The sequence below is a fragment of the Algisphaera agarilytica genome, from assembly GCF_014207595.1.
Classification (GTDB): domain Bacteria; phylum Planctomycetota; class Phycisphaerae; order Phycisphaerales; family Phycisphaeraceae; genus Algisphaera; species Algisphaera agarilytica.
On sequence record NZ_JACHGY010000001.1, the window covers coordinates 1267698 to 1290188 of the forward strand.

At 62.5% G+C, this 22491-nt stretch carries 20 protein-coding genes; 7 read left to right on the forward strand and 13 right to left on the reverse strand.

Annotated features, from left to right (window positions below; genetic code table 11):
* Nucleotides 1-8 precede the first annotated feature (8 nt).
* From HNQ40_RS05415 to HNQ40_RS05430, 4 genes are all read right to left on the reverse strand, one after another.
* On the reverse strand, nucleotides 9-1595 hold the full coding sequence (locus HNQ40_RS05415) for a GspE/PulE family protein (RefSeq protein ID WP_184676860.1): 1587 nt from the start codon (nucleotides 1593-1595) through the stop codon (nucleotides 9-11).
* 157 nt (nucleotides 1596-1752) lie between these two features.
* Nucleotides 1753-2907: a type IV pilus twitching motility protein PilT gene (locus HNQ40_RS05420; protein ID WP_184676861.1), complete on the reverse strand. Its 1155-nt coding sequence runs from the start codon at nucleotides 2905-2907 to the stop codon at nucleotides 1753-1755.
* A 165-nt stretch (nucleotides 2908-3072) separates the two neighbouring features.
* Nucleotides 3073-3900, reverse strand: a complete 828-nt coding sequence (gene hisF / locus HNQ40_RS05425; protein WP_184676862.1) for an imidazole glycerol phosphate synthase subunit HisF — start codon at nucleotides 3898-3900, stop codon at nucleotides 3073-3075.
* Between the two features lie 20 nt (nucleotides 3901-3920).
* Entirely contained in the window at nucleotides 3921-4631 is a 711-nt protein-coding gene (locus HNQ40_RS05430) for a PEP-CTERM sorting domain-containing protein (RefSeq protein WP_184676863.1), read from the reverse strand.
* Nucleotides 4632-4730: 99 nt separating this feature from the next.
* On the opposite strand from HNQ40_RS05430, the gene HNQ40_RS05435 reads away from it, so the two are divergent.
* The 5 genes from HNQ40_RS05435 to HNQ40_RS05455 all read left to right on the forward strand — a co-directional run bounded on the left by HNQ40_RS05435 (nucleotide 4731) and on the right by HNQ40_RS05455 (nucleotide 10481).
* Nucleotides 4731-6053, forward strand: a complete 1323-nt coding sequence (locus HNQ40_RS05435) for a beta-ketoacyl-[acyl-carrier-protein] synthase family protein (RefSeq protein ID WP_184676864.1) — start codon at nucleotides 4731-4733, stop codon at nucleotides 6051-6053.
* 16 nt (nucleotides 6054-6069) lie between these two features.
* Complete coding sequence (locus HNQ40_RS05440; protein WP_184676865.1) at nucleotides 6070-7380, forward strand: beta-ketoacyl-[acyl-carrier-protein] synthase family protein; 1311 nt, start codon at nucleotides 6070-6072, stop codon at nucleotides 7378-7380.
* 134 nt (nucleotides 7381-7514) lie between these two features.
* On the forward strand, nucleotides 7515-8768 hold the full coding sequence (locus HNQ40_RS05445; RefSeq protein ID WP_184676866.1) for a hypothetical protein: 1254 nt from the start codon (nucleotides 7515-7517) through the stop codon (nucleotides 8766-8768).
* A complete protein-coding gene (locus HNQ40_RS05450; RefSeq protein ID WP_184676867.1) occupies nucleotides 8765-9946 on the forward strand; it encodes a hypothetical protein in 1182 nt (393 codons plus the stop codon). Before HNQ40_RS05445 ends, HNQ40_RS05450 begins: the two co-directional genes overlap by 4 nt.
* A 52-nt stretch (nucleotides 9947-9998) precedes the next feature.
* Nucleotides 9999-10481 (forward strand): hypothetical protein, encoded by a 483-nt coding sequence (locus tag HNQ40_RS05455; protein ID WP_184676868.1) that lies wholly within the window; start codon nucleotides 9999-10001, stop codon nucleotides 10479-10481.
* 199 nt (nucleotides 10482-10680) lie between these two features.
* Here the strand turns inward: HNQ40_RS05455 and HNQ40_RS05460 are convergent, their stop codons facing one another.
* The 8 genes from HNQ40_RS05460 to HNQ40_RS05495 all read right to left on the reverse strand — a co-directional run bounded on the left by HNQ40_RS05460 (nucleotide 10681) and on the right by HNQ40_RS05495 (nucleotide 20000).
* Nucleotides 10681-11529 (reverse strand): fibro-slime domain-containing protein, encoded by an 849-nt coding sequence (locus HNQ40_RS05460; RefSeq protein WP_184676869.1) that lies wholly within the window; start codon nucleotides 11527-11529, stop codon nucleotides 10681-10683.
* Between the two features lie 291 nt (nucleotides 11530-11820).
* Nucleotides 11821-12435, reverse strand: coding sequence for a PulJ/GspJ family protein (locus HNQ40_RS05465; RefSeq protein ID WP_184676870.1), 615 nt, complete (start codon nucleotides 12433-12435; stop codon nucleotides 11821-11823).
* A gap of 72 nt (nucleotides 12436-12507) precedes the next feature.
* Complete coding sequence (locus HNQ40_RS05470; RefSeq protein WP_184676871.1) at nucleotides 12508-15087, reverse strand: hypothetical protein; 2580 nt, start codon at nucleotides 15085-15087, stop codon at nucleotides 12508-12510.
* A gap of 85 nt (nucleotides 15088-15172) precedes the next feature.
* Complete coding sequence (locus HNQ40_RS05475; protein ID WP_184676872.1) at nucleotides 15173-15784, reverse strand: type IV pilus modification PilV family protein; 612 nt, start codon at nucleotides 15782-15784, stop codon at nucleotides 15173-15175.
* A gap of 109 nt (nucleotides 15785-15893) precedes the next feature.
* A complete protein-coding gene (locus tag HNQ40_RS05480; protein ID WP_184676873.1) occupies nucleotides 15894-17102 on the reverse strand; it encodes a type II secretion system F family protein in 1209 nt (402 codons plus the stop codon).
* A 117-nt stretch (nucleotides 17103-17219) separates the two neighbouring features.
* Nucleotides 17220-18275: a type IV pilus twitching motility protein PilT gene (locus tag HNQ40_RS05485; protein ID WP_184676874.1), complete on the reverse strand. Its 1056-nt coding sequence runs from the start codon at nucleotides 18273-18275 to the stop codon at nucleotides 17220-17222.
* Nucleotides 18276-18574: 299 nt separating this feature from the next.
* Nucleotides 18575-19102 (reverse strand): PilZ domain-containing protein, encoded by a 528-nt coding sequence (locus tag HNQ40_RS18240; RefSeq protein ID WP_184676875.1) that lies wholly within the window; start codon nucleotides 19100-19102, stop codon nucleotides 18575-18577.
* A gap of 376 nt (nucleotides 19103-19478) precedes the next feature.
* Entirely contained in the window at nucleotides 19479-20000 is a 522-nt protein-coding gene (locus tag HNQ40_RS05495; RefSeq protein WP_184676876.1) for a hypothetical protein, read from the reverse strand.
* 135 nt (nucleotides 20001-20135) lie between these two features.
* Between HNQ40_RS05495 and HNQ40_RS05500 the strand changes: the two genes are divergently transcribed.
* Both HNQ40_RS05500 and HNQ40_RS05505 read left to right on the forward strand, forming a co-directional pair.
* Nucleotides 20136-20456, forward strand: a complete 321-nt coding sequence (locus HNQ40_RS05500) for a hypothetical protein (protein WP_184676877.1) — start codon at nucleotides 20136-20138, stop codon at nucleotides 20454-20456.
* A 9-nt stretch (nucleotides 20457-20465) separates the two neighbouring features.
* Complete coding sequence (locus HNQ40_RS05505; protein ID WP_184676878.1) at nucleotides 20466-20909, forward strand: DUF2784 domain-containing protein; 444 nt, start codon at nucleotides 20466-20468, stop codon at nucleotides 20907-20909.
* On the opposite strand, the gene HNQ40_RS05510 is transcribed toward HNQ40_RS05505, so the two are convergent.
* Nucleotides 20886-22412, reverse strand: a complete 1527-nt coding sequence (locus tag HNQ40_RS05510; RefSeq protein WP_184676879.1) for a PQQ-dependent sugar dehydrogenase — start codon at nucleotides 22410-22412, stop codon at nucleotides 20886-20888. The two genes, HNQ40_RS05505 and HNQ40_RS05510, sit on opposite strands and share 24 nt — an antisense overlap.
* Nucleotides 22413-22491: the final 79 nt, after the last annotated feature.

Below are 22491 nucleotides of genomic sequence, written 5' to 3' on the forward strand. Positions count from 1 at the left end.
CGTGATGTTTACTTCCCGGCCATGACGCGGGTGACTTCCTTGATGTCGGTGGTGCCGTCGACGACTTTGGTGAGCGCGGCTTCTTGCAGGTAGAGCATCTTCTGCTTGCGGAGGTGCAGGCGGAGGCTGTCGAGCTCGTTGGCGGCGATGTAGCGGGCTGCCTGATCGTCGATGAGCATGACTTCGAAGATGCCGATCCGACCACGGTAACCCAGGCCGTGGCAGTCGGGGCAGAGGATCTCTTTGTCCTTGACCATGACCTTGCCCGAGCTGCGGAACAGCTCGGTGACCTTGTCGGCCGGGAGGTTGAGTTTCTTGAGCGCCTCGGGATCGGGGTTGTAGGGCACACGGCAGGTGTGGCACAGCCGACGCATGAGGCGTTGAGCAACGATTGCCCCGAGATTCTCGCCTACGAGACGTGGGTCGCCGACCTGCTTGATCCAGGACCGCAGAGCCCGGAGCGTGTCGGGCTGATCCATCGGGATGTAGCAGCGGCTGTCTTCGGCGCTGGTGGCGAGCATCTTGGCGCTCTGCTCGTCGGCCAGCTTGGAGACCATCATCACGCTCGGGTCGCTGCGGAGCAGGACGCCGAGCTTCTCGTTGAACTCACTGACCGCCTTGCCGGCGGGGATGATGTTGTGGTCCACGCCTTCGAGCTCGTAGAGGCTTTCCTCTTCCAGCGTCACAACCATCGAGGTGTACGGGTCGTGTTCCTGAAGCAGGCTGTACATCGTGGTGCTTGTGCCTGACTTTGGCGCGCCCGTCACGAGGATGGCCTTGCCGGGCTTGGCGATCAGTTCCTTGACCGCGGCGTACTGGTTCGGGGCGAAGCCCAGGTGTTCGAGCGGGATGTTGCTGGTGCGCTCGCCGTCGATGTTGATCTGCATCTGCAGGCCACGGGTCGAGCCAGCGGAGATGATCTCGAGCTGGTGGCTGCCCGAACCCTCCACACGGATGGCCATCTTGGCTTCCTGCTTGCGTCGGCGGTCTTCGGTGTCCATGCCCGACACCGCCTTGATGTAGTCGATGAGCTTGACCGCCTCGGCCGGCTCGGGCGCTTCCTGCGGGTAGCGGACGCCATCGATGTGGACGCGGTACTTGGCCTGCTCGGTATCGACCACCAGATCGACCTGATTGGCGTTGCGTGGTAAGGCAAAAGCCATGAGCTCGTCCAGCACCATGTAGGGGCCCAGGTCCGGCTCGCCCGGGCCGGGGATGGGCACAGCCTTGCCGTCGCCATCGGTCATGGTCAGCGTGGCCCGGCTCTGCATCTTGGCTTCGGCCTTCGCGGCACGCTTCTGACGGAACGAATCGAGGTCGGCGGTCCACTTCTCGTTCTCGGGCACCTGGCCGTTGCGGTAGACCACGTAGCCCGCGACGCCGCCCGCCAGCAGGATCAGACCCAGCGGGAAGCCCAGCCAGAAAATCGGGATCAGCAGCATCGCCCCAAACCCCAACACGCCCGCAGCGAGCTGGATGAGGTTGAATTCGTTGCGTTTGAGGTAGTAGAAGCCTGCGTCTTTATCGAGTTGTGACACGACCCATGCCCACCCGCCAACGGCGATGAGGAAGAGCACCGGCTTGATGAAACTCATCAGGAAAACGCTTTGAGCAAGGGTTTCGGTCATAGCTAATGGCGAATGGTGGATTGCAAATGGATGAATCAATCGGAGGGGTCAGACAGTCGGAAGATACACGGCGGCGGAATGAACGAGTCGATATCCGCCACCACCCATCCGCCATCGCGAGGCATCAGCCCGTGCTGATCCCGCGGAGCCGCATCTTGATCTCTTCGGGCGACGGGGCGTTGGCCTGGGCAACCTTGGGGTGGATGTAGTTGGTCTCGACCAGTTCGACGAGGCTGTCCACGTAGGTCCGCATACCTTCCTCCCGGCCGTCTTTGATCACCTTCTCCAACTCGTCTTCGCGACCCTCAAGGATGAGCTTCCGGGTCGGCGGGCTCTGCAGGAGCACCTCGACGGCGGGCACACGGGGCAGTTCTTCGCGGATCGTTGGCAGCAGCTTCTGGTACACAAACGCCTGCATCTGGTACGCCAGGATGTTGCGGATGGGGTCACGCTCTTCGGGTTCGAACAGGTCGTAGATCCGGTTGAACGCCTGGGAGGCGGACGACGCGTGGATCGTGCCGAACACCAGGTGGCCGGTCTCCGACGCCTGGAGGGCCGCTTCGAAGGTTTCCTTGTCCCGCATCTCGCCGATGAGCACGACGTCGGGGTTTTCGCGGACCATGCCCCGCAGCGCGGTGGGGAAGTCGGGCACGTCCAGCCCGATCTCGCGCTGGTTGATCATCGCCTTCTTGTCTTCGAACAAGTATTCGATGGGGTCTTCGATGGTCAGGATGTGGCAGGCGCGGGTCTGGTTGATGTAGTCCAGCATCGCCGCGATGGTGGTCGACTTACCCGAACCGGTGACGCCGCAGAGCAAGACCAGACCTTGGCGGACCTGGACGATATTGTTCATCACCTCGGGCAGGTGCAGCTGGCTGAAGTCCAGGATCTCGTTGCTCACCCGGCGGGCGGCGATGGCGCTGCGGCCGCGGGTCAGGAAGATGTTGACCCGGAAGCGATGCGACTCGCCGTCGACGTTGAAGTCGCAGCCGATGTCCAGCGAGCCGTGGTCGGCGTACTGCTGGATCTGCTCCTCGGTCAGCCCGTCGTGGATCCACTTATTGAACTCTTCGATCGTCGGCGGGGTGGTGTCGAGTGCCTTCAACTCACCACGCAGGCGGAGCTTAGGGGCTTGGCCGCCCCGCATAATCAGGTCGGACGACTCAAACTTGACCGCGGCTTTGAAATACTTGGCCAACGGCGTGTCGGCGAGGGTTTCGTGAAGGACCAACGGGTCACCGGCGACCACCGAATCATGGGGGCTGACATGCTTACTCAAGACGGGCCTCACACGGGATAGGGAACGAACAAATCGGGAAACCGTATGCTCTCCCGAACCTAGTTCGCCGTCAAGCTTAACCCCTCCCCCAAACAACAGATAACCAGTTTTTTAGCTGAAACGCCGTTCCACTTGCCGCCCTAACCCAAAGCACACCGGGCACTCTCAATGGACCGGGGCAATCTGACGCACCGGCAGGCCCGCGTCGGCCAAGGCTTGCTTCGTCTCGGCGATCGTGTACTCGCCGTAGTGGAAAATGCTCGCCGCCAATGCCGCGTCCGCCCGGGTCTGGGTGAGCACATCGATCATGTGCTGCGGGCTCCCGCACCCGCCCGACGCCACGATCGGCACGTCCACCGCGTCGGCGATCGCTTTCGTGATCTCGATGTCGTAACCGGTCTTCATCCCGTCGGCGTCCATGCTCGTCAGCACGATCTCGCCCGCGCCGAGTTCGACGACCTTCACCGCATAACCCAACGCCTCGAGCCCGGTGGGCGTGCGTCCGCCGTGGGTGTGGACCTCGAAGACCTTGCCGTCCGGGCTGACGTGCTGCGGAGTCTGGCCGGTGCGCTGCTCGAAGTCGGCGGCGTCCACCCGCTTGGGGTCGATGTTCACCACGGTGGCACACCGCCCGAACCGCCCCGCCGTCTGGGCGACGATCTCGGGGTTCAGCACCGCCGCGGTGTTGATGCTCACCTTCTCCGCCCCGGCCTGGACCAGCGCGGTCACATCGTCAATCGTCCGGATCCCCCCGCCCACCGTAAACGGCATGAAGCACTGCTCCGCCACCCGACGAACCATGTCATAGGTGATGTCGCGGTTCTCGTGGCTGGCGGTGATGTCCAAAAACACCAACTCATCCGCCCCGGCCTCGTCGTACTGCCGGGCGATCTCCACCGGGTCCCCCGCATCGCGGAGCTCGACAAAGTTCACGCCCTTGACCACTCGGCCGGCCTTGACATCCAAACACGGGATAATGCGGTGCGTCAGCATGCCCGGACTATACCGCTGGATCAGAACGATCGCATCCGGCGACGCGCAAGCGCCAGCAACCCGATCGCGACAACCAAGCCGGTTCCGGGCTCGGGGACGGTTTCCAGGCCAATGAGGTAGGTCGTGGTGCTTTGGGCTGAGCCGTTGCCGCCGGCGGCGGATTCGAAGAGGGCGTTGAGGGTGTAGGTAACGCCGGGGTTCAGGGTGAACTCGACGAGCTGGGTCACGGCGCCGCCCTGGTTGCTGTTGTTGAAGCTAAACAGCGGGGTCGACGGGCTGTCGCTTCCGGTGAGCTGGGCGGTGATGCTTTCGCCGGGGTCGTTGTCTTTGGTGAAGGAGAAGGCGTAGAGCTCGGATTCGTCGACGGTGAAGACCACGTTGAGGGCCATGCTGCCCTGGGTTTCGAAGCCCGAGAGGTTGTCGGCCGAGTCGCTGCTGCCCGAGGCGGTGAAGCTGGCGGTGTCGGCGGAAAAGGTCTGCTGAATGATGGTCTGTTCGTCTTCGGTGCCCTCGGGGCTGGTGACCGTGAGGGTGCGGGGGCCGGGGTTGTCGAAGCCGAGGCCGGTGGTGCCCTGGTTGTCTTCGTCGCCGTCACCGGCGGGGTTGCTGACCGAGGCGGTGGCGGACATGCTGCCCGAAACCGTCAGCAGGCTGGCTTGCGCAGGGACGGCGGAAATCGCGGCGGCGAGGGCCCCGGCGATCAGAAAAGTGGTGGTGTGTGGCTTGGGCATGGCTTCTCCCCATGACCAGATCGGCCGGAGGCCGCAGAAGGCTCCAATATTCTCGGCCGCGTCGCGTGGCGGGGCGACCGTGGCTAAACTGTTTGCCCTATGAGCAGACGTGTCTATCTAACCGGCGTGGGCCCCGTCAGCGGACTGGGCCTGGGCATCGAACCCAACTGGACGGGCCTGACCGAGGGCGGATCGGCGATCGGGCCGGTCAAGGCCTTCGACGCCTCGGCGATGGGCTGCCCCATCGCGGCCGAGGTGCCCGAGGACTTCAAGGTCCGCAACTTCGTCCCCAAGACCTACCGCAAGGCCACGAAAGTCATGGCCCGTGACATCGAGCTGGCCGTCGCCGCGGCCGACTTGGCAGCACGCGATGCGGGACTGGTCACCAAGGGCACCGACCCCGACAGCGACCCGTCCTACGCCCCGGACCGCATGGGCTGCCACATCGGTGCGGGCCTGATCGCCGCCGATCTAGACGAGCTGACCGCGGCGCTGGTGACCTCGGCGGGTGAATCCGGCAAGGACTTCGACATCCACCACTGGGGCCAGGAGGGTATGGAAAAGCTCACGCCGCTCTGGCTGCTGAAATACCTGCCGAACATGCTGGCCTGCCACGTCACAATCATCCACGACACCCACGGCCCGAGCAACACCATCACCTGCGGCGAAGCGTCGGGCGGCCTGAGCGTCGGCGAGTCGCTGCGCGTCATCCAACGCGGGCAGGCGGACCTGTGCTTCTGTGGCGGGGCCGAGAGCAAGCTCAACCCGATGGCGTACCTGCGTCAGGTGATGACCGGCCGACTCGTCAACGACGCCGACTCGACCGACCCCACCAATGCGGTGCGTCCGTTCGACCAGAACGCCAAGGGCGGCGTGCTCGGCGAAGGCGGGGGCATCGTCACACTCGAGTGTGTGGATGCCTTTGAAGAACGCGGCGGCGACCCCGCCAACATCTACGCCGAGGTGCTGGGCTTCGGTGCGTCGCAAACGGTGAACCCCGCGACGCGCAACCGCACCCCGGACGCCGAAGGACGCGGCATCGTCAGCGCCGCCCGCGCGGCGCTGCGTGAAGCGGGCCTCGACACCGACGCGGTGGACGTGGTGATCCCCTTCGGTCTGGGCCACGCCGAGTGGGACGGCCCCGAGGCTGCGGCCCTGCGTACTCTGCTGGGCGATCGCCTGCCTTCGGTGCCCGTTCTCGCGCCCAAGGCCAGCGTCGGCAACCTCGGCGCCGGCTCGGGCGGCTTCGACCTGTGCGTCGCCGCCAAGGTGCTGAAAGAACAACAACTCCCCGCCACCCTCAACCGCGACCACCCGATCGACGGCCTGGGCGCCACCTCAGCCGACAAACTCGATGTCGCCCTGGTCTTCGCCACCGGCCTCGGCGGGCAGAACACGGCGATCGTCCTCAAGAAAGTCTGACCACGAAAAACTCACCATGAGCAAACCCAAGATTGTGATTACTGGTATGGGCTGGGTCACGCCCCTCGGCCAAGACCTCGAGACCGTCTGGAACGCGCTGCTGACCGGGCAGTCCGGCGTGGACCGCACCAGCCACTTCGATGCCAGCACGTTTCCCACGACCTTCTCCGCTGAGGTGAAGGACTACGACTGGACGACTTACGTCAAAGACCCCTCGCTTCACGAAGGCATCGGGCTCAACACCAGCTTCGCGCTCGGTGCGGCGGCGCAGGCTTGGAAGCAGTCGGGGTTGGCGGAGTATGCCGACCTGGACCCCACGCGACTGGGCCTTTACCTCGGGGCCGGCGAAGGATCGCTGGACTTTGAGAACTACGCCGCGTCGAACCTGGCGGGCTGGGACGCCGAGGCCCGCGCAATCGACGGCAAGGCCTGGGCCCAGACCGCGACGCAGATCATGGACGCCACCCGCGAGATCGAGCAGGAGCCCAACATGCCGCTCGCGCACCTCGCCCTCGAGTTCAACGCCCAGGGCCCGGCCTACAACTGCCTGACCGCCTGCGCCGCTTCGACCCAGGCCATCGGCGAAGCCGCCCACGTCCTGCAACGCGGTGACGCCGATGTCATGCTCACCGGCGGCTGCCACACCATGATCCACCCGCTGGGCGTCACCGGCTTTAACCGCCTCACCGCCCTGTCCAACCGCAACGACGACCCCACCACCGCGTCCCGCCCCTTCAGCGTGGACCGCGACGGTTTCGTCATGGGCGAAGGCGGCGGCATCATCGTGCTTGAAACCGAAGAGCACGCCAAGGCGCGCGGCGCGACCATCCTCGCCGAGGTCGCCGGCTACGGCAGCACCGCCGACGCCTACCGCATCACCGACATTCACCCCGACGGACGTGGCGGTGCCGCGGCCATGCAGCAAGCCTTGGACAACGCCGACGTGTCGATCGATCAGGTCGACTGGATCGCCGCCCACGGCACCTCGACCAAAGAAAACGACTCCATCGAAACCCGCGCCATCAAGGCGGTCTTCCAGCAGAACGACGACCCCGCCACAGTGCCACCCGTGTCGTCGATCAAGTCCATGATGGGCCACCTCATCGCCGCCGCGGGCGTCGTACAGGCCATCGCCGCGGTGCTCGCCATCCGTGACGGAAAGCTCCCCCCCACCGCCCACCTGGAAACCCCCGCCCCCGAGCTCGACCTCGACTACATCCCCAAAGAGGCACGCGACCTCACCGGCGACGGCGGCGTGAACGTCTGCCTCTCCAACAGCTTCGGCTTCGGCGGGCAGAACGACACAATCGTGATCCGTCGGGCATAAGACTTCAATGACACCAAGCCTTTTTCATCTTTTCGCCGGCCCATTGATTACGGGCCGGTTTTTTCTATTGTAAATCCGCCCCGCATAGGTATGATATTGGCATAACAGCAATATGCTTCCAGGGGCCGGGGCTCATGAAAAACACGTCATCCAATGGGATCAACCTTCTCGACCGATCCATCAACCGCGCCTTGGCGTCAAGTTATTCTGCGGTCGCGATGACCCTCGCGGCACTAATCGCGGTGGTTGTTTTGTATGTGGTCATCCATGTGGTCAAAGAGCGCCCGGAGGAACAACCATGGGACGACGCCATTCAAATCGTGGGCTTCTTTGAGATTCGTCCTGATGACGCCGTACTGACGCGTTTTTTTGCCGACAAGGATTTAAGGGAATTTCTTGATGGCCTGCGTCAACGCGCCGAAAAAGACCGAAAAACCCAACTGGCTAGCCGACATTATTTACTGCGCGATATCACCGGATTCTGCCAGAAAAATTACAGTAACACTCGCCCTGTCCCACAAGTCCCCAACACACGTATCACGCCCCGACACTCCTTGCCTGAGCCCATTAATGGCCCGGGGCTGATCGGCCAAGCCATAAGCCACGCGCGTGGCGATGGCACCTCTGCATTTGTCATCACGGACGAAATGGCGATGCGATCAGACCTTGGCAAACTGGCAGCCTGGTTGCAAGCCCGCCCCGAAAGCGACCACACAAGCGCTGGACAATCCGGCCTCGATCCAAAAAGTTACGCCCAGTGCCTTCTCGATCAAATCGCCTTGGAGAAAGAACTGACTGAGAACCTGACTAGCCAAGTCAGCATGCTCGAGCCACCGATCGACTTCGGTTGGCTCTATCACGAAGGGGCCGGGTGGGCTTTCGAGGTCTTTGTGTGGTCACTCATCGGAGTGATGATCAACTCCGTCGTCGGAGCGATCGCTGCAGCGCGCGCAGGCGTCTACAAAGCCGGCGAATTCATCCGTGTCGTGCCAAAGATAGTGATCGCCCCCATCCTGGCCTTCATCACCGTTGCCATCCTATCGTCGGGCTTGGTGACCAACGGCATCTATAGCTACAACCTACCCTACTTCCTCGCCTTGTCGTTTTTCCTGGGCTTCGCCAGCGAACGCGTGGCGGCGTTAATCCGCAACCTCGCCAACACCGTACTGGGAGGTATCGCGTTCGAGCCTCAGAAGCTGGCCGATGCCGCCGCCCGCCGCGAATACCGCATGCGGTTTGATTACCCCCCCGCCGCCGCCAGCGACCCTCCTCAAACTTTTTCAGCATTCCGCGACATGCTCAGCAATGAAGTCAAACGCGTTGCAGAAGCAGAAATCGTCCGAAAAGTCGAGTCCGGTCAAATCAATCCGGAAAACATGAAGGGATGAACATGACGATCACACCTTTTTCTACAACACGCGCTCGACTTGAGAGCCCTACAACGAGCAAGCGGGTATGGCTGTTGATCGCCCTGATCATCTCCCCCTTGTGTCTTGGCGGATGTATCGGGCGGCAGGAACTCATGGGGCTGTCGCAACAACTCTACACGACCTCGCCGGTCGCAAAGCAGCACGTCGAGGCCATGGCGGAGCGCGACCGCGCCGCAGTTAAATCGCATGAGCAAGCTCAGGCCACCTTCGAGCAGGCGGTTGAAGATCTGGTCGGTCGGCTTGCGGAAACAGCCAAAGCTCAGGCCAAGGCCGAGCTCGAAGTCGCTTCCCTCACCGCACGCAAGCAGGTCCGTGACGACGCACAAAACCTGGCGACCAAGGCAGCTGAGCAGCGTACGGACACACGGCAACAATTGCTGGAATCTCTCAGTGAGCAAATGAAACCTCTCACCGATGAAGAAACCAAACTCCTTGCCACCTTCCGGGACGCAGAAGAACAGGCTCTGGCCTCCCCGCAGAACCGGGAGCTACACGCCAAGGCACAAGACGCCGCATTGCAGTACACCTCCCTCGCTCTTCTCAACCGTAACGATTTTTATAGAGCACTAACCGCAGGCGAAGAACAGATTGATCAAGCCCACGCCGCACACCTCATGGCGATTCAGCAGGCCCTGCAAACACACCAAGAACAGATTCAAGCTGCATACAACGACGCGCTGAACGTCATTGAAAATACCGTCTTCATCAAACTGCCGAAGAAAGATCAAGCCCAGGCAAAAAAGGCCAGCGAAGCCGATACTGCACCCGCCGCCGACGCCTACAAGGGGCTGGAGGACTACCTGACCGCGGTCGAAGCCGCCGGCCGAGCCATCGAAAACGCGGCCCGCGCCAATTCTTTCGGCCCGGGATCTCTGGGCTCGGAATACTTCAAAGGCTTGGCCAACGGCCTTACCTCGCCGCAGGGCTGGCAGGCCAACGAACTCAAATGGGATGGAGTCGAAGACGCATCCAAAGCCCTATTTGCACCGATCCTTGAAGACTTCAAAAAAGAAGCCAAGCTCGCCGAAGACCAAGCCAAACGCGAGTTCAAGCAACTCGGCGACGGCCTCGCCAAGGCCGCCCTGGACAAAGCCGAAGATACGATTTCTTCGTTGCTGGACAAAGCCCTTAACTAACCCCAAGCCCGCTTTCCTACGGCCGTGAAAAGCCGCCAACCGGAGCACCAACATGTCGCGCTACCCCGGCCCCGCCCTGCCCCGTGAATCACTCAAACGCAACCTCTCACCAGAAACTGCATCATTGGTAGATTCGATCGCCCCGAATCTGGACAACGCGGTATCTGAAGTGGTCGATACATTTCGCAAGCAGTTGGAATCACAGGCAGAGGACTTCGCCCAGACTCACTACGTCGAACGGTTCCAACATCAAATCTCCGAAATCCAAACACGCTTTCAGGCAAACCTGGATGCGGCGGACCAAGAGGTTCGACGGCTCCGTGAAACAATCAACACCCTCACCGATACGACAAAAAAGGACCACACCGTATCAGACCTCAACAATGCCATCGAGAGCCTGAATCGCAGCGCCACGGCCCTCGACAACAAGATCAATGAAGCCAGGCAACGTGCCGAAACGCTGGGTAATGAAACGGGGAAAGTCGCCGCCACCGCTATCAAGCTCGGTATCCGCACCCTCGGCGTTCCCATCTGATGAAGGTGTAGCCACAGGCATCTTCGAGTGCCTGTCGGCTTTTTTGCCTCCTGATTTTCATTCGCGCGCTACACAAGGGAATCAATCCACAACTCTTGGTCTACGAGAGAACAGGACTTCGCCAATCTCATGTTAAAACGCCGGCCCACGAAGTAACGTAGGCCGGCGTATAACTGGGTTTCGATTAAGTTGGAAACAATCAATCGTAGAGCGGCTCGGTCTCGGTCGAGAGTTGCAGCGTCGTCTCGATACGGAAGTTCGATTCGGTAACGTGACGCTCGGCGAAGAAGAGCACCAGCTCATAGATGCCGTTGGGCTCAAGCCCGAGGCTCTCGGCCGCGTCGTCGAGGTTGATCTCGCCCGTAGCTTGGCCGTGCACGCCGCCGATGTCCACGGCGAGCTGGCCGTTGATGAAGACCCAGACGTCGTCGTCACCGACGAACTTGAAGGCTAGGTCCTGCGAGGGGTCGTCACGCTTGCTCCGCGGGGTGAAGGTGAAGAGCGTACGCAGTTCGTAGGTGAAAAAGAAGTTGTGGGTGCCGGTGCTTTCAGTCCGGAAATCGTTCCACGACTCTTCGCCGTCGGTCACTTCATCCATGGGGAAGAAGTATTTTTCATCTGCGTTAGAGCTCTGCTTCTCACGAGCGAAGTAGAACACGCCGGGGCTTCCCGAGAGCGGCTCGAGGGTGATCGAGTAGCTGCTGGTCTTGTTGACGCCTTCGACATCACGGAACCACTGGTTGAAGGAATCTTCGCCTGTGATCATGCCGCGGGCCGAGTTGCCGCTGGCGAGCACGGGCTTGCCGACACCCACCGGGCCGTCGAGGTAGTACTCGACCAGGCCGGTCTTGACCCCGAAGCTCTTGTCGGGGTTCTGCATGTCGGGATGGCTTTCCTTGAAGTCACGTAGGGTGCCTTCGAGGACGATGGTGTCGGGCGTGGAGTCTTCGGCCGGCGTCAGAGATTCCGAGGCGACCGCCGATCCCGCAAACAGCATCGAACCCGCGAGTGCCGCGGTCAACAGGTTGAATGTGGTGGGCGTTTTCATGAGACGATCTTTCTGCGAGGGTTGAAGGTCAAACCACGGATTCGCGTGGCCCGGCCAACAATGCGATTGGCCGACGTGTGGTGTGTGAACTAACCAAAGAGAACGATTCAATAGCGCTATTGCCAAATCGCTTCACCCGGATAACGCCGTTGGACCAAAACCCCGGCCGGTTTGTAATGGATGTGCGGATTGATACGGGATGCGAGCGAATCTAACCAACCCGGTAAAATAACCGTTTTGGCGCGGCGGTACGCACCGCCTCGATGGCAGGATCGACCTTGTTGTGGCTGATCAATTCAATCGGCGGGGCTTGGTCGAAGCGATCACGCGCACCGGAGGGATGTCGCCGACCTCCAAGTCCAGGCTGGCGTCGTCGTCGGCCTCAACCGTGAAGTCGATGCTCCCCCGCTCGAGCACCAGTACACCGTCGTTGGTCAACCGGCGGGCGAGTTGGAAGGTGCACTCGGTAACCCCACCGATGATCGGCTGGGTCGTCGGCGTCGCGCCGCTGTAGGGCTCGCGGGTCAGCATCAACAGGTCGTTGACCTCGTCGTAGCTGATGGTCAGTGTGTCGCGGTTCCCATCGATGAGCTGGAGGTAGCTGCTCGTGACGATGTCGCCGCTCACGGTCACGGTCTCGCCGGTCAGCGCATCCGACACCCGCAGCGGGCCGTGCGCCTCGTTGGTGCGGACCAACGTCAACACCCGGTTGATGACCATCCGCGTAGAGGTCTGGGTCGAAGCCGATTCCGCCGCGATAGCGTACGACTTGAACGACGCGTCGATCGCGACCATCGTCGCGGTCAGCAGCATCGCGCTGATGGCCAGCGCCACCAGCATCTCGACCAGCGATAGGCCGCGGGCGCGGGCTGACTTGGGATTTCGGATTTGGGATTTCGGATTCATCATGTCAATCCTCTATGCGGATCGGGTTCGGAGAGGATTCGGTTTCCCTAGACCCATCCGATCTCCACGTACTTACTGACCGCTTTCGTGGTAGGTCTGAATCAGCGGACGCAGTTCCAGCGGGCCGTCGATGCCGTCGGGTAACGCCAGCGTCGGGTCGTAGATCAATTTGATTTTGCCCAGGCCGCCGCTGGGCAGGTCGGCCTCGAGGTCGCCCTGGCCCTGCGAGAAGTAGCCCAGGGTCGTGTTGAATTGCGGCGCGGTGCCGCCCTTCACCGGGGCCACGCCGCTGATGGGTTCAAACGTCGTGATCAATGTGCCACGCACCTCGATCTGACCACGCATGTCGATCAGACCCGCAACCACCGCACCGGAAAGTTCCAGCGTTTCTTCGCTGCTGTCGCCTTCCTGGAACGAGCCCATCTCCACCGAGACGTGCGGCAGCAAGAGCGAGCTGCGCTTGTACAGCCGGACTTCGTCATCCGATGGGGCCTTGTCGAAATCGAACGCGGTGTTGCCCGTGAAGGTGACCTTGTTGCGGACGTGCGTGAACTGGGCCGGCTGCGAACCGTCGGGCGCGCCGCTGACGATCGGGCCCTCAAAGGTGCAGTCGTCGAAACGGATGTTGTTGCCGTAGGGCTTCGTATCATCCACGGTCGTGCCGCCGACGCTGGCGCTGTAGTCGGGGTGCTTGGGGATGCCGCTGGACTCTTGCATGCCGACGTAGTTGAAGTTCTCGTCGTCGTTGTCCGGGCTAACCTCGATGAAGGTCACGCCGACGAACCGGCAGTTCTTGAACAGCGCGTTGGTGCCCAGCGGGATACGGGTGTTCTGAAACACCATGTTTTCGTAGACCGGGCGGTCGTAGTAGTCGTACGGATAGGCCGCGCCGTAGGGCACTTCCTCGAACGTGGTGCTCTCCGAAGCGGTAAAGGCTCCGTTGTCCACGCCCTTCTGCGATTCCACGGTCACCGTGGCCAGGTCGGCAAAGCTCTTGGTGTCGAAGCTGTGTTGGTCGAAGCTGTGAACATCCAGCGCGGCATCCGCCGTGGTCAGCGGGGCTTCGCCGTAGTCAGGCTTGATCGCGCCCTGGAGGAAGTCTTTGTACTCGGGCGTGGTGCTGCCGCCCGTGTCGCCCCAGGAGCTCAACCCGTCGTTCCAGTCGGACGCGGTCGCCTTGAGCGAGACCTGGCCGCGGATCTTGGAGTAGAGGTCATCGCCGTCGATGAAGCCGTCGTTGTAGCCGTAGCGGAATTCGTCACCGCTGGTGTCCATCATCTCGAAGAGCTGAGCGGCGGTGTTCGCGCTGGACGAGTCGACCCCGCCGGTGAATTCCCCGGCAGTCACGCGTCCATCAATGGTGTCGGTATCGAACTCGGCCAGGAAGAAGTCGAAATCGGTGAGATATCCGTCGCCGTCTTTATCCGCGAGGATCGCGGCGGCCTCGCCGCCGGGCCAGTCCTGGATCTCCAGGGCGTTGCGGGTGTCCAAGCGGTTGTCGCCGTTGATATCGTTCACCACCAGTTCGTTGTGGAACGTGCCACCCGAGGGGTAGGCCGAGTTCGGCGGGCTGAGGATCGAATCGAGGTTGTCGGTCAGGCCGATGAAGTCCGACTGCACCTGGATGGGGTGGCCGTTGAGCTTGTCGGTCTCGGTGAAACGCGAGCCAACGTTGCCCTTGATCTGCACGTTGCGGCCGATCATGATCCGGCTGCGCGACAGCACGGCGTAGGGAACCGTCTTGTCCAGACGGAAGTCCATCGAGATCGAGCGGTAGACCCGGCGGCGCGATTGCAGCTCGGCGTCGGTGATCTGGTTGTTCAGGTCACCGTCGAACGCCGTCACCTTCACCCGGATAAACCGGGCGTCCAGCGGCTTGGTGTCCAACTCGAAGAAGCTGTCGTAACCGACGGTTTCCGACACGATGAAGTCGATGCCGGCCTCGTCCTTGATCGCCATGTCGCGGCGGTAATCGGCCTGTTCCTCGGCGGTCCCGTTGGGGTTGCCGCCGGGCGGGCCGTAAGGCAGCCGGTCGTAGAACGGGTCGTCGTAACCCAGCGTCGAGGGCTGGAGGCCCAACGGGAGTTCGTGCGGGGTCATCGTGGCGGAGAACGACGGTGCGCCCGGCCCGATCTGCACAGCGGGCACCACCAGCTGATGGATCGGCCGGTTAAACGCGTCCACGCCGAGCGACGTGGTGTCCACGTACGGGTTGCCCGAAGACGCAAAGTTCAATTCACCCGCCAGGGCGTCGGCCAGCCGCTCAGCGATACCGGGGCTGCTGTCGGCGAGAGGGCCCGCCCACATGTCGTAGGCGTTGCCGTTCACGTCATAGAAGTTGCCCGCGTGGATCAGGCCCTCGGTGGTGTACACCCCGGGGAAGGTCAGCAGGTCGTCGGGGTCGCCCTGGGTGACCTGGTCGAGCCGGTAGACCATCAGGTCCATGCCGGTCTCGGCGGCGGCCATCGAGCGGTTGATCTTGAGGTGGCTGTCGGCGGTGCGGAGGTTGCCCTGCGAAACGATCGCCATCGCCGCAGCGAGGCTGCCGAAGATCATGAGAAACAGCATCGCCAGAACCGCCGTGACGCCGCGTTCACGCGGGTTGGGCAATTGAGCGATGTAGCGATTTCGTGATTTGGTGATTCCAGTCATCGTTGATCTCGTAAGTGGCCGCCTCCACCTATGTTTCAATTCAATCGCGATATCGCCCAAAGACGAAATCGCCAAATACTCCCATTCACTGCGCGACGATCCAGGTCATGGTGGTGATGGTCTCGGTGGGCGCCGTGGAGTCTTGCTGATAGTTGATCGTGACGTTCACCCGCATCATGGCGGTCGAACCGAGCGGCTGGATGTCGGTGGGCCCGGCCACCAGGTTGTCTGGGAAGACGTTCTCGACGGTGACCACCTGCGACCACTGGTCCAGGCCATCGACCGGGAGCCGCAGCCCGTTGATCGGCGGGTTAAAGGTGACGCCGCTGCCATAACCTGCGCCGGTCACGGTGCCGGCGAAGTCATCCAGGTCGTCGTAGTTGGCCACGTCGTTCTGCGGATTGGGCGTGCTGCTTTCTTCGTTCGATTCGGGGCCGAGGTTGGCGGCGCCGGTGATCGGGTCGTGGTGCGGCAGGGTCAGCGTGAGCTCGCGGATCTCGTTGGCGAGCATCTGCGCGGTGCCGGTGCGTTGGGCCCAGTCGTTCTTGATGTGGTAAGCCTGCTGGGCCGACACCATCGCGAGCACGCCCACACCGACGATGACCATCGTCAGCGCCGCTTCGATCAGCGTGAAGCCGGCCGCCGCGCAGCGGCGGATTGGGCGAGTTTGCGATTTGGTGATCTGGTGATTCTTCATAGCGCTATTGTTTCAATCAACCAATCCGTACCGGGGCCAGGCAAATCCAGTCGCACGAAGCGTCGGCCCTACAACCCGTCCAAACCTCACGACCGCTTCGATCGCCCGATCACTTCACGAGCGTCGAGAGCTTGAAGATCGGCAGGATGATCGCCATGGCGATGAAGCCGACGACCGAACCCATGATGATGATCATGATGGGCTCGATCATGCTGGTGACGGTCTTGATGGTTTCCTTGAGCCGCCGGGCGTAGAACTCCGAGACCTCGTCGAGCACTTCGCCGAGTTTGCCGGACTCTTCACCCGCCGCGATCATCTGGATCACGGCCTTGGGCAGCAGCTTGCCCTTGTACAGGGGCTGCGCGATTTTCTTACCTTGCTTCACCGAGCTGTAGACGTTGCGCCACATCCGGCGGAACATGCGGTTGCCGCTGATCTCGCCGGTGATCGCAAGCGTGTCCAGCATCGGGACACCCGCGTTGATCAGCTCGCCCATGGTGTGCAGCGAGCGGCTGATGTACAGCGCGTTGAACATCTTTTCGAAGATGGGGAACTTGAGCTTGAGCTGGTCGAACCACCAGCCGCCGGGCTCGGTCTTGCTGATGAAGAAGCCGATCAACACCAGCACGATCAGTGCCAGCAGGACCGCCCACCACCAGACCACCATGAATTCCGACAACGCCATGAGGAAGATCGTCGGGCCGGGCATCGCCGACTCCTTGCCTTCAAACACCGCGGCGAAGCGGGGCAGCACGAAGGTCAGCAGGAACACGGTGACGGCGATCGCCATGCCGCCGATCACCGCCGGGTAGATCATCGCGCCGATGACCATCGAGCGGGTCTCGATCTGCTGGGCGAGGTACGCGGCGATCCGGTCGAGCATCTGGCTGAACGAGCCGGACATTTCCGAGGCGCGGACCATGTTGACGTACAGCGGGCCGAACAGCTTGGGGTGCTTGGCCAGCGATTCGGAGAACGGCTTGCCGGACTCCACATCCTGCTTGATCTGGTACAGGATCTGTTTGAACTTGGCGTTTTCGGTTTGCTCGGCGATGCCTTCGAGGGCGGCGCGGAGCGAGATGCCGGCCCGGATCATGACCGCGAGCTGGCTGGTGAAGTTCAGCACGTCCTTGGCGGACGGGCCGGACGAGTAGTTCAGCGCCTTAAGCGTTTCTTTCCAGTCCCGGCTGCTGCCGCCGCTGTTCACGGGCGTGAGCTGCAGAACGGTGTTGCCCTGGCTCCGCAGCATCTGAGCCGCGGCCATGGCGTTCTCGGCCGCGAGAGTGCCGACGGTGGTCTCGCCACCACTGGTTCGCATTTGGTATCGGTAGTTGGGCATATTCCTTCGTCCCTTTAGCTCCGGGCTTTGTCCGGAGGCCTCTCTCTTGCATCACCGTCCCCGGGCGAAGCCCAGGGCTCACGGAAAACTCCTCGATCACGCCACCAGGGCACGTTCCAGCTTCTCGGGGTACGCCGCCTGAGCGATGGCGTCTTCGCGGCTGATCATGCCGTTGAAGAACAGCTCGGCGATCGCGTTGTCCAGGCTGTTCATGCCCAGCTGACGGTTGGTTTCGATGACGTTGGGAATCTCGAACGCGCGGTTCTCGCGGATGAGGTTGCGCACCGCGGGGGTACACAGCATCGTCTCGACCGCGGGGACCATGCCCTTCTTGTCGATCCGGCGGAACAGCGTCTGCGAGACCACGGCCTGCAGCGTGTTGGCCAGCATCGAACGGATCTGGTTCTGCTGGTCGGCGGGATACATATCGATGATCCGCTCAACGGTGTGCGAAGCGTTGACGGTGTGCAGGGTCGAGAAGACCAAGTGGCCGGTTTCCGCAGCGGTGATCGCGGCGGCGGTGGTTTCCAGGTCACGCATCTCACCGACGAGGATGATGTCGGGGTCTTGACGCAGGACGTGACGCAGACCCGAAGCGAACGACGGCGTGTCCATCCCGAGCTCACGCTGCTCGATGCAGCACTTGTCGGAGATCATGGCGTATTCGACGGGGTCTTCGAGCGTGATGATGTGCTTGTGGTAACGCTTGTTCATCGCGTCGATCATCGCGGCGAGCGTGGTCGACTTACCCGAACCGGTGTCGCCGGTGACGAGCACCAGGCCGCGGGGCAGGTAGGTCAGACGGCTGATCACGTCGGGCAGGTTCAGGTCGGCCAGCGGGGGGATCTCGGTCTTGATCGCACGCAGGGCGATACCCACGCTGCCGCGTTGGCTGTGGGCGTTCACCCGGAAACGGCCGAGGCCGGGGATTTCGTAAGAGAAGTCCGAGTCTTTGATCTTGTCGAAGACGCGCATCTGGTCTTCGGTGCACATGCTCTTGAGCATCCGCATCGCGCCCTCGGGGGTGATGACGGGGTAGTCGAGCGGCGTCATGGTGGTGTGGACGCGGGCCATGGGCGGGTGGCCGGACACCAGGTGGATGTCGGACGAACCCAAATCAAGTGCCGTTTTCAAGATCGTGTCGAGTTCCATGCGTCGTCGCCTCGGGGTTGATAGTCAAAGGGCCAAACATCAGCGGACTGCGCTGCGTGTGGTGGGGCGCATACCCCGCGCAGGTAATCCGTACTTCGGATGTATCGACCGGTTAACGAGGCGAGATAAGCTGGGTATCCCCCCTTCTTCACAACGCATCACAACCCCCACCACCCGCGTAATCCCACCGGCCCGCCGCGGGCCGACCGCCGATAAGAATCGCTGCTACCGGATGCGGGTGAACAGAACAGCACGCGGCGTCGCGCCGCGTGATGGGTCAAACTGGACTAAGTCTTGAATCAGGCCGCGGGGACGAAGGGGCTGATATCGATCGGGCGGTCGAACTGAACGCCGATGTCGTAGGTCGTGAGGTCTTCGAGTTCACGCGGGATCGCGCGACACCACGCGACGCGGGCCGGCACGATCATGCCCTTGCCCTGCATGGGCTGCAGAGCCACGGTGCAGCGGGTGCCGGTATGCAGTTCCTGGTCGTGGACGAACCCCATGCCCCCCGTGGAGATGTTTCGGCTGTGCACGACGTAGGTGCCGTGGTCCGCATCCGGGTTATCCGGCGGAGCCAGTCGGATCATGCAACGGAAACTCACCGCGTGGCGGGCGTGCTCGCGGTGGCTGGAGGCATCGCTTTCGCCGCCAGCGTAGTCCGGGGTGTAGGGCCCGTCGGCCTCCTCGGTCCCGCGTTCCACCCGTTCGAGGATGGTCATCCACTGCTGATCCGACACCCACAGCCGTGCGGTGTCGAATTCACCACCGGGCAGGCCTTCGTCGAAGTCGTCTTGGTTGGCGGGATGCGGAAATGCGAGAGTCACGGTTTTCTCCTGATCACATCCGACTTATCGGTGTTGACCGGGTACGGGTTTAACCCAAGTACATTGGCGAAGCACTCGATACTCCCCCACTCGTCCACCGTTCATCCCCAACTCAACGGGGCGAGGCGTTGTGGATTAACAGAGCTCTCACGTCAAAGCCATCGGCCGGTCACATTATTGGACTACCTTCCCCGCCGGAGAGATGGGGGGAGAACCCGGGGAGATTGAGGAAAGGGAGAGCAGGATGTCGGCCCCTCTCGGGCCGTGGTGCCTGGAGGAGTGCATCACGGCCCGACCGGCATTCTTTGCCTCTCACGCGAACCGCCGTCGCGAAAAATTCGCCAGAGACCGCCAAAAACCACTAATAATAAAAGACTTAGCGAGAAACGAACGCCTGCCGTTGGATCTCGTACGGCCGAACCCGAAGCGATCGACGTTCCTCGGGGTAGCCGTCGTAATACCAGCGGGTCTCGACCATCCGGATGAATCCGCCGGTGGTTGGGCCGTAGAAGACGTAACTCGTGGTGCCCGCTGAGTTTTCCCGTGTGTAGGTCACATCGACCTGGTCGCCGCGATTCAGCGTCGCCGCGGTCGTCCAGGGCCCCTGATTCACGCTGAACCACGCCCCGCGGACCCGGTGGGTCTGCTCGTCGATCTCGATGTAGGTCAGCCCCTGATCCAGACGTCGCACGATGGAGAAAGGCTCGAGCACCGCCAGCGTCTCGGCGATGCCGATCGGCAGCACCTCTTCCATGGGCTCGGCGACCTCATCGGGCAGCAGCGATGACAGCCGCCCCGCCGTCGTGCACCCCGAACCCGCCCAAGACAGCCCCAACGCCGCCATCAGCAGCAGGGAAGCAGCCCCTCGGGTTCGCGGATGTCGTTCAGCGGTCGCCATGTGGTTATATGTCGGCCAGCACCGCGATGCCGGGCCAATCTCGATGCCTCGCGCCTGACGAATGACCATCGATCACTCTGCCCATGCCCCACCGGAAACCCGCAACAAATCCCACCCCGTCACGTAAAATCGGGCATGGCCCACTCTCTGACTTCCCTCCGACGCCCCCTCGTCGCCACGATCCTGGCCTTGCTGCTTCTGGCGTTTGCCCCTTCCAGTGGTTTGGCCAGTCCGTCCTGGGTGCTTTCGACGACCCTGACGTCCAAGACCGAACCCGCAGACGACCGCAAAGACGAGGACGATGATGACGACGACGATGACAGCACCTTCTGCATCATCAGCTCGATGTCGCTGATCTTCACGCTGGGCGTCAGCCTCTATCTCACCACCCGACGTCGGCCCCATCCCGAGCTGCCCTTGGATTCAAAACGACACGTCGATCGCGACGCGGGATAATCGAGAACGATGGACTCCGCTGCATGGGCTCGACTGGCCGCTGACGCGATGTTGCTGCTGCACATCGCGGTGGTGCTCTTTGTCATCCTCGGGCTGCTGCTCTCACTGCTGGGCGGGGCGTTGAAATGGCAATGGGTCCGCAACCGCTGGTTCCGCGGCATCCATCTGCTCACCATCGCCGTGATCGTCGGCCAGGCCTGGCTGGGCATCATCTGCCCCCTGACCACGTGGGAGATGCAGCTCCGCCGCGCAGCGGGACAACAGACCTACGACGAAACCTTCGTCGCCTACTGGCTGGGCAATCTCCTGTTCATCGATGCCGACCCCTGGGTCTTTATCCTCGCCTACTCGCTCTTCGGCGGGTTGGTGTTGCTGAGCCTGTGGTGCGTGCCGGTCCGTTGGCGGAAGCGAAACAGAACTCAGCCGCACTCAAACGCCTCGGCGTTGACTTGAGATCAGCACACCCAGCCCCACCACAACCCAAGCCAACGACGCGGGCTCGGGGATGATCGTCAACGACGAGCCCCCGACCGGCAGCGTGTTGCCGAAGTTGTCCTGCCACACCGTGTAGTCGGCCGCGTCAATCACCCCATTGCCGTTGCCGTCCGCCTCAAGATCGAAGGTGGAGCCGAAGCTGTCCTGCCAGACGGTGTAGTCGGCGGCGTCGACGATGCCGTTGCCGTTGTAATCACCGGCCAGCGTGATGGGGATGTCGGTGTCGATGCGGAAGATGTCGCCGTCGAGGTCGAGCATGTAGAGGTTGCCTTCGCGGTCTTCGCCGAAGGAGACGAGGGTGCCCAGCGCGTTGAGATCTGTGCCGAAGAGGCTTTCGATGTTTTGGACGGTGCCGTCGGGGTCGGCGGGGTCGAAGGTCCAGATTTGTCGGGGGAAGGAGTCGCCGAAGAAGTAGAGGCCCTGGAGGTCGGGGTCGGGTCCGCGGTAGACGTAGCCGCCGACGGTCGAGTTACCGCCGAAGTCTCCGACGCCGTTGGAGGGGTAGTCGTAGGCGGGGCCGACGTGGTCCGGGGGTTCGGGTCCGCCCACGCCGCCGGTGGGCGTGGCGATGTCGCCTTCGCGGAGCCGCCAGCCGAAGTTGGCGCCGCCCTGGCCGTCGCGTTGGACGTTGATTTCTTCGCGGGCTTCTTGTCCGACGTCGCCGATCCAGAGGTCGCCGGTTGCTCGGTCGAAGCTGTCGCGCCAGGGGTTGCGAAGGCCGTAGGCCCAGATCTCGTCGCGGGCGTTGCTGTCGCCGACAAAGGGGTTGTCTTGGGGGATGGCGTAGTTGGCGATGCTGTCGGTGGCGAAATCATCGCCGGACGGGTCGATGCGGAGCATCTTGCCGAGCAGGGTGTTGAGGCTTTGGGCGCGGTTGTTGGGGTCGTTGCCCGAGCCGCCGTCGCCGCTGGCGATGTAGAGGTAGTTGTCGGTGGGGCTGAAGCCGATCCATCCGCCGTTGTGGTTGCGGAAGTCTTGCTCGAACTCGAGGACGGGCGAGCGGGTGGCGGCATCGACGGTCAGGTCGACGCCTGGGTTGGTGACCTGGAAGCGATCGATGCGGGTGCGGTCCAGGCCGGGGCCGGGGTCGTAGGTGTAGTTCACATAGAAGTAGCCGTTGTTATGGAAGTTGGGGTCGAAGGCGAGCCCGAGCAGGCCCTGCTCGGGCGCGGTGTCGTCGATGAGGGTGCGGATGTCGAGGAACGGCGTCGCGCCGAAGCTGCCGAGGTTCAGGTCCAGGGTTTCGATCCGCCCGCGTTGATCGACCACGAACATGCGGTCCACATACCCGGAGGCGTGGGTCGCAAACACCGCCGAGGCGTCCTGCGCGGGCAGGCTCGCGACGAGCGATAAGCCCTGGATCTCCGCCGCCGCCGGACGGGCCAAGCCGCCCGCCAGCAGCAGCGCTCCCAGCGAAAACCAATACCGCGAACGTCCAGCCGATACCCAGCCATTCAGCATCACAAGGCCCTTCCAAAAGAACCGATTTGAACCAAGCTGTGCCTGATATGAAGTGCGCTTGAGGATCAAGCCACGCGAA

Excerpts from the sequence above, each read along its gene's own strand:
- HNQ40_RS05415 (WP_184676860.1), bottom strand. The coding sequence starts at position 1,595 with ATGAGTTTCATCAAGCCGGTGCTCTTCCTCATCGCCGTTGGCGGGTGG.
- hisF (WP_184676862.1), bottom strand. The coding sequence starts at position 3,900 with ATGCTGACGCACCGCATTATCCCGTGTTTGGATGTCAAGGCCGGCCGA.
- HNQ40_RS05430 (WP_184676863.1), bottom strand. The coding sequence starts at position 4,631 with ATGCCCAAGCCACACACCACCACTTTTCTGATCGCCGGGGCCCTCGCC.
- HNQ40_RS05435 (WP_184676864.1), top strand. The coding sequence starts at position 4,731 with ATGAGCAGACGTGTCTATCTAACCGGCGTGGGCCCCGTCAGCGGACTG.
- HNQ40_RS05440 (WP_184676865.1), top strand. The coding sequence starts at position 6,070 with ATGAGCAAACCCAAGATTGTGATTACTGGTATGGGCTGGGTCACGCCC.
- HNQ40_RS05445 (WP_184676866.1), top strand. The coding sequence starts at position 7,515 with ATGAAAAACACGTCATCCAATGGGATCAACCTTCTCGACCGATCCATC.
- HNQ40_RS05450 (WP_184676867.1), top strand. The coding sequence starts at position 8,765 with ATGAACATGACGATCACACCTTTTTCTACAACACGCGCTCGACTTGAG.
- HNQ40_RS05455 (WP_184676868.1), top strand. The coding sequence starts at position 9,999 with ATGTCGCGCTACCCCGGCCCCGCCCTGCCCCGTGAATCACTCAAACGC.
- HNQ40_RS05460 (WP_184676869.1), bottom strand. The coding sequence starts at position 11,529 with ATGAAAACGCCCACCACATTCAACCTGTTGACCGCGGCACTCGCGGGT.
- HNQ40_RS05465 (WP_184676870.1), bottom strand. The coding sequence starts at position 12,435 with ATGAATCCGAAATCCCAAATCCGAAATCCCAAGTCAGCCCGCGCCCGC.
- HNQ40_RS05470 (WP_184676871.1), bottom strand. The coding sequence starts at position 15,087 with ATGACTGGAATCACCAAATCACGAAATCGCTACATCGCTCAATTGCCC.
- HNQ40_RS05475 (WP_184676872.1), bottom strand. The coding sequence starts at position 15,784 with ATGAAGAATCACCAGATCACCAAATCGCAAACTCGCCCAATCCGCCGC.
- HNQ40_RS05480 (WP_184676873.1), bottom strand. The coding sequence starts at position 17,102 with ATGCGAACCAGTGGTGGCGAGACCACCGTCGGCACTCTCGCGGCCGAG.
- HNQ40_RS05485 (WP_184676874.1), bottom strand. The coding sequence starts at position 18,275 with ATGGAACTCGACACGATCTTGAAAACGGCACTTGATTTGGGTTCGTCC.
- HNQ40_RS05495 (WP_184676876.1), bottom strand. The coding sequence starts at position 20,000 with ATGGCGACCGCTGAACGACATCCGCGAACCCGAGGGGCTGCTTCCCTG.
- HNQ40_RS05500 (WP_184676877.1), top strand. The coding sequence starts at position 20,136 with ATGGCCCACTCTCTGACTTCCCTCCGACGCCCCCTCGTCGCCACGATC.
- HNQ40_RS05505 (WP_184676878.1), top strand. The coding sequence starts at position 20,466 with ATGGACTCCGCTGCATGGGCTCGACTGGCCGCTGACGCGATGTTGCTG.
- HNQ40_RS05510 (WP_184676879.1), bottom strand. The coding sequence starts at position 22,412 with ATGCTGAATGGCTGGGTATCGGCTGGACGTTCGCGGTATTGGTTTTCG.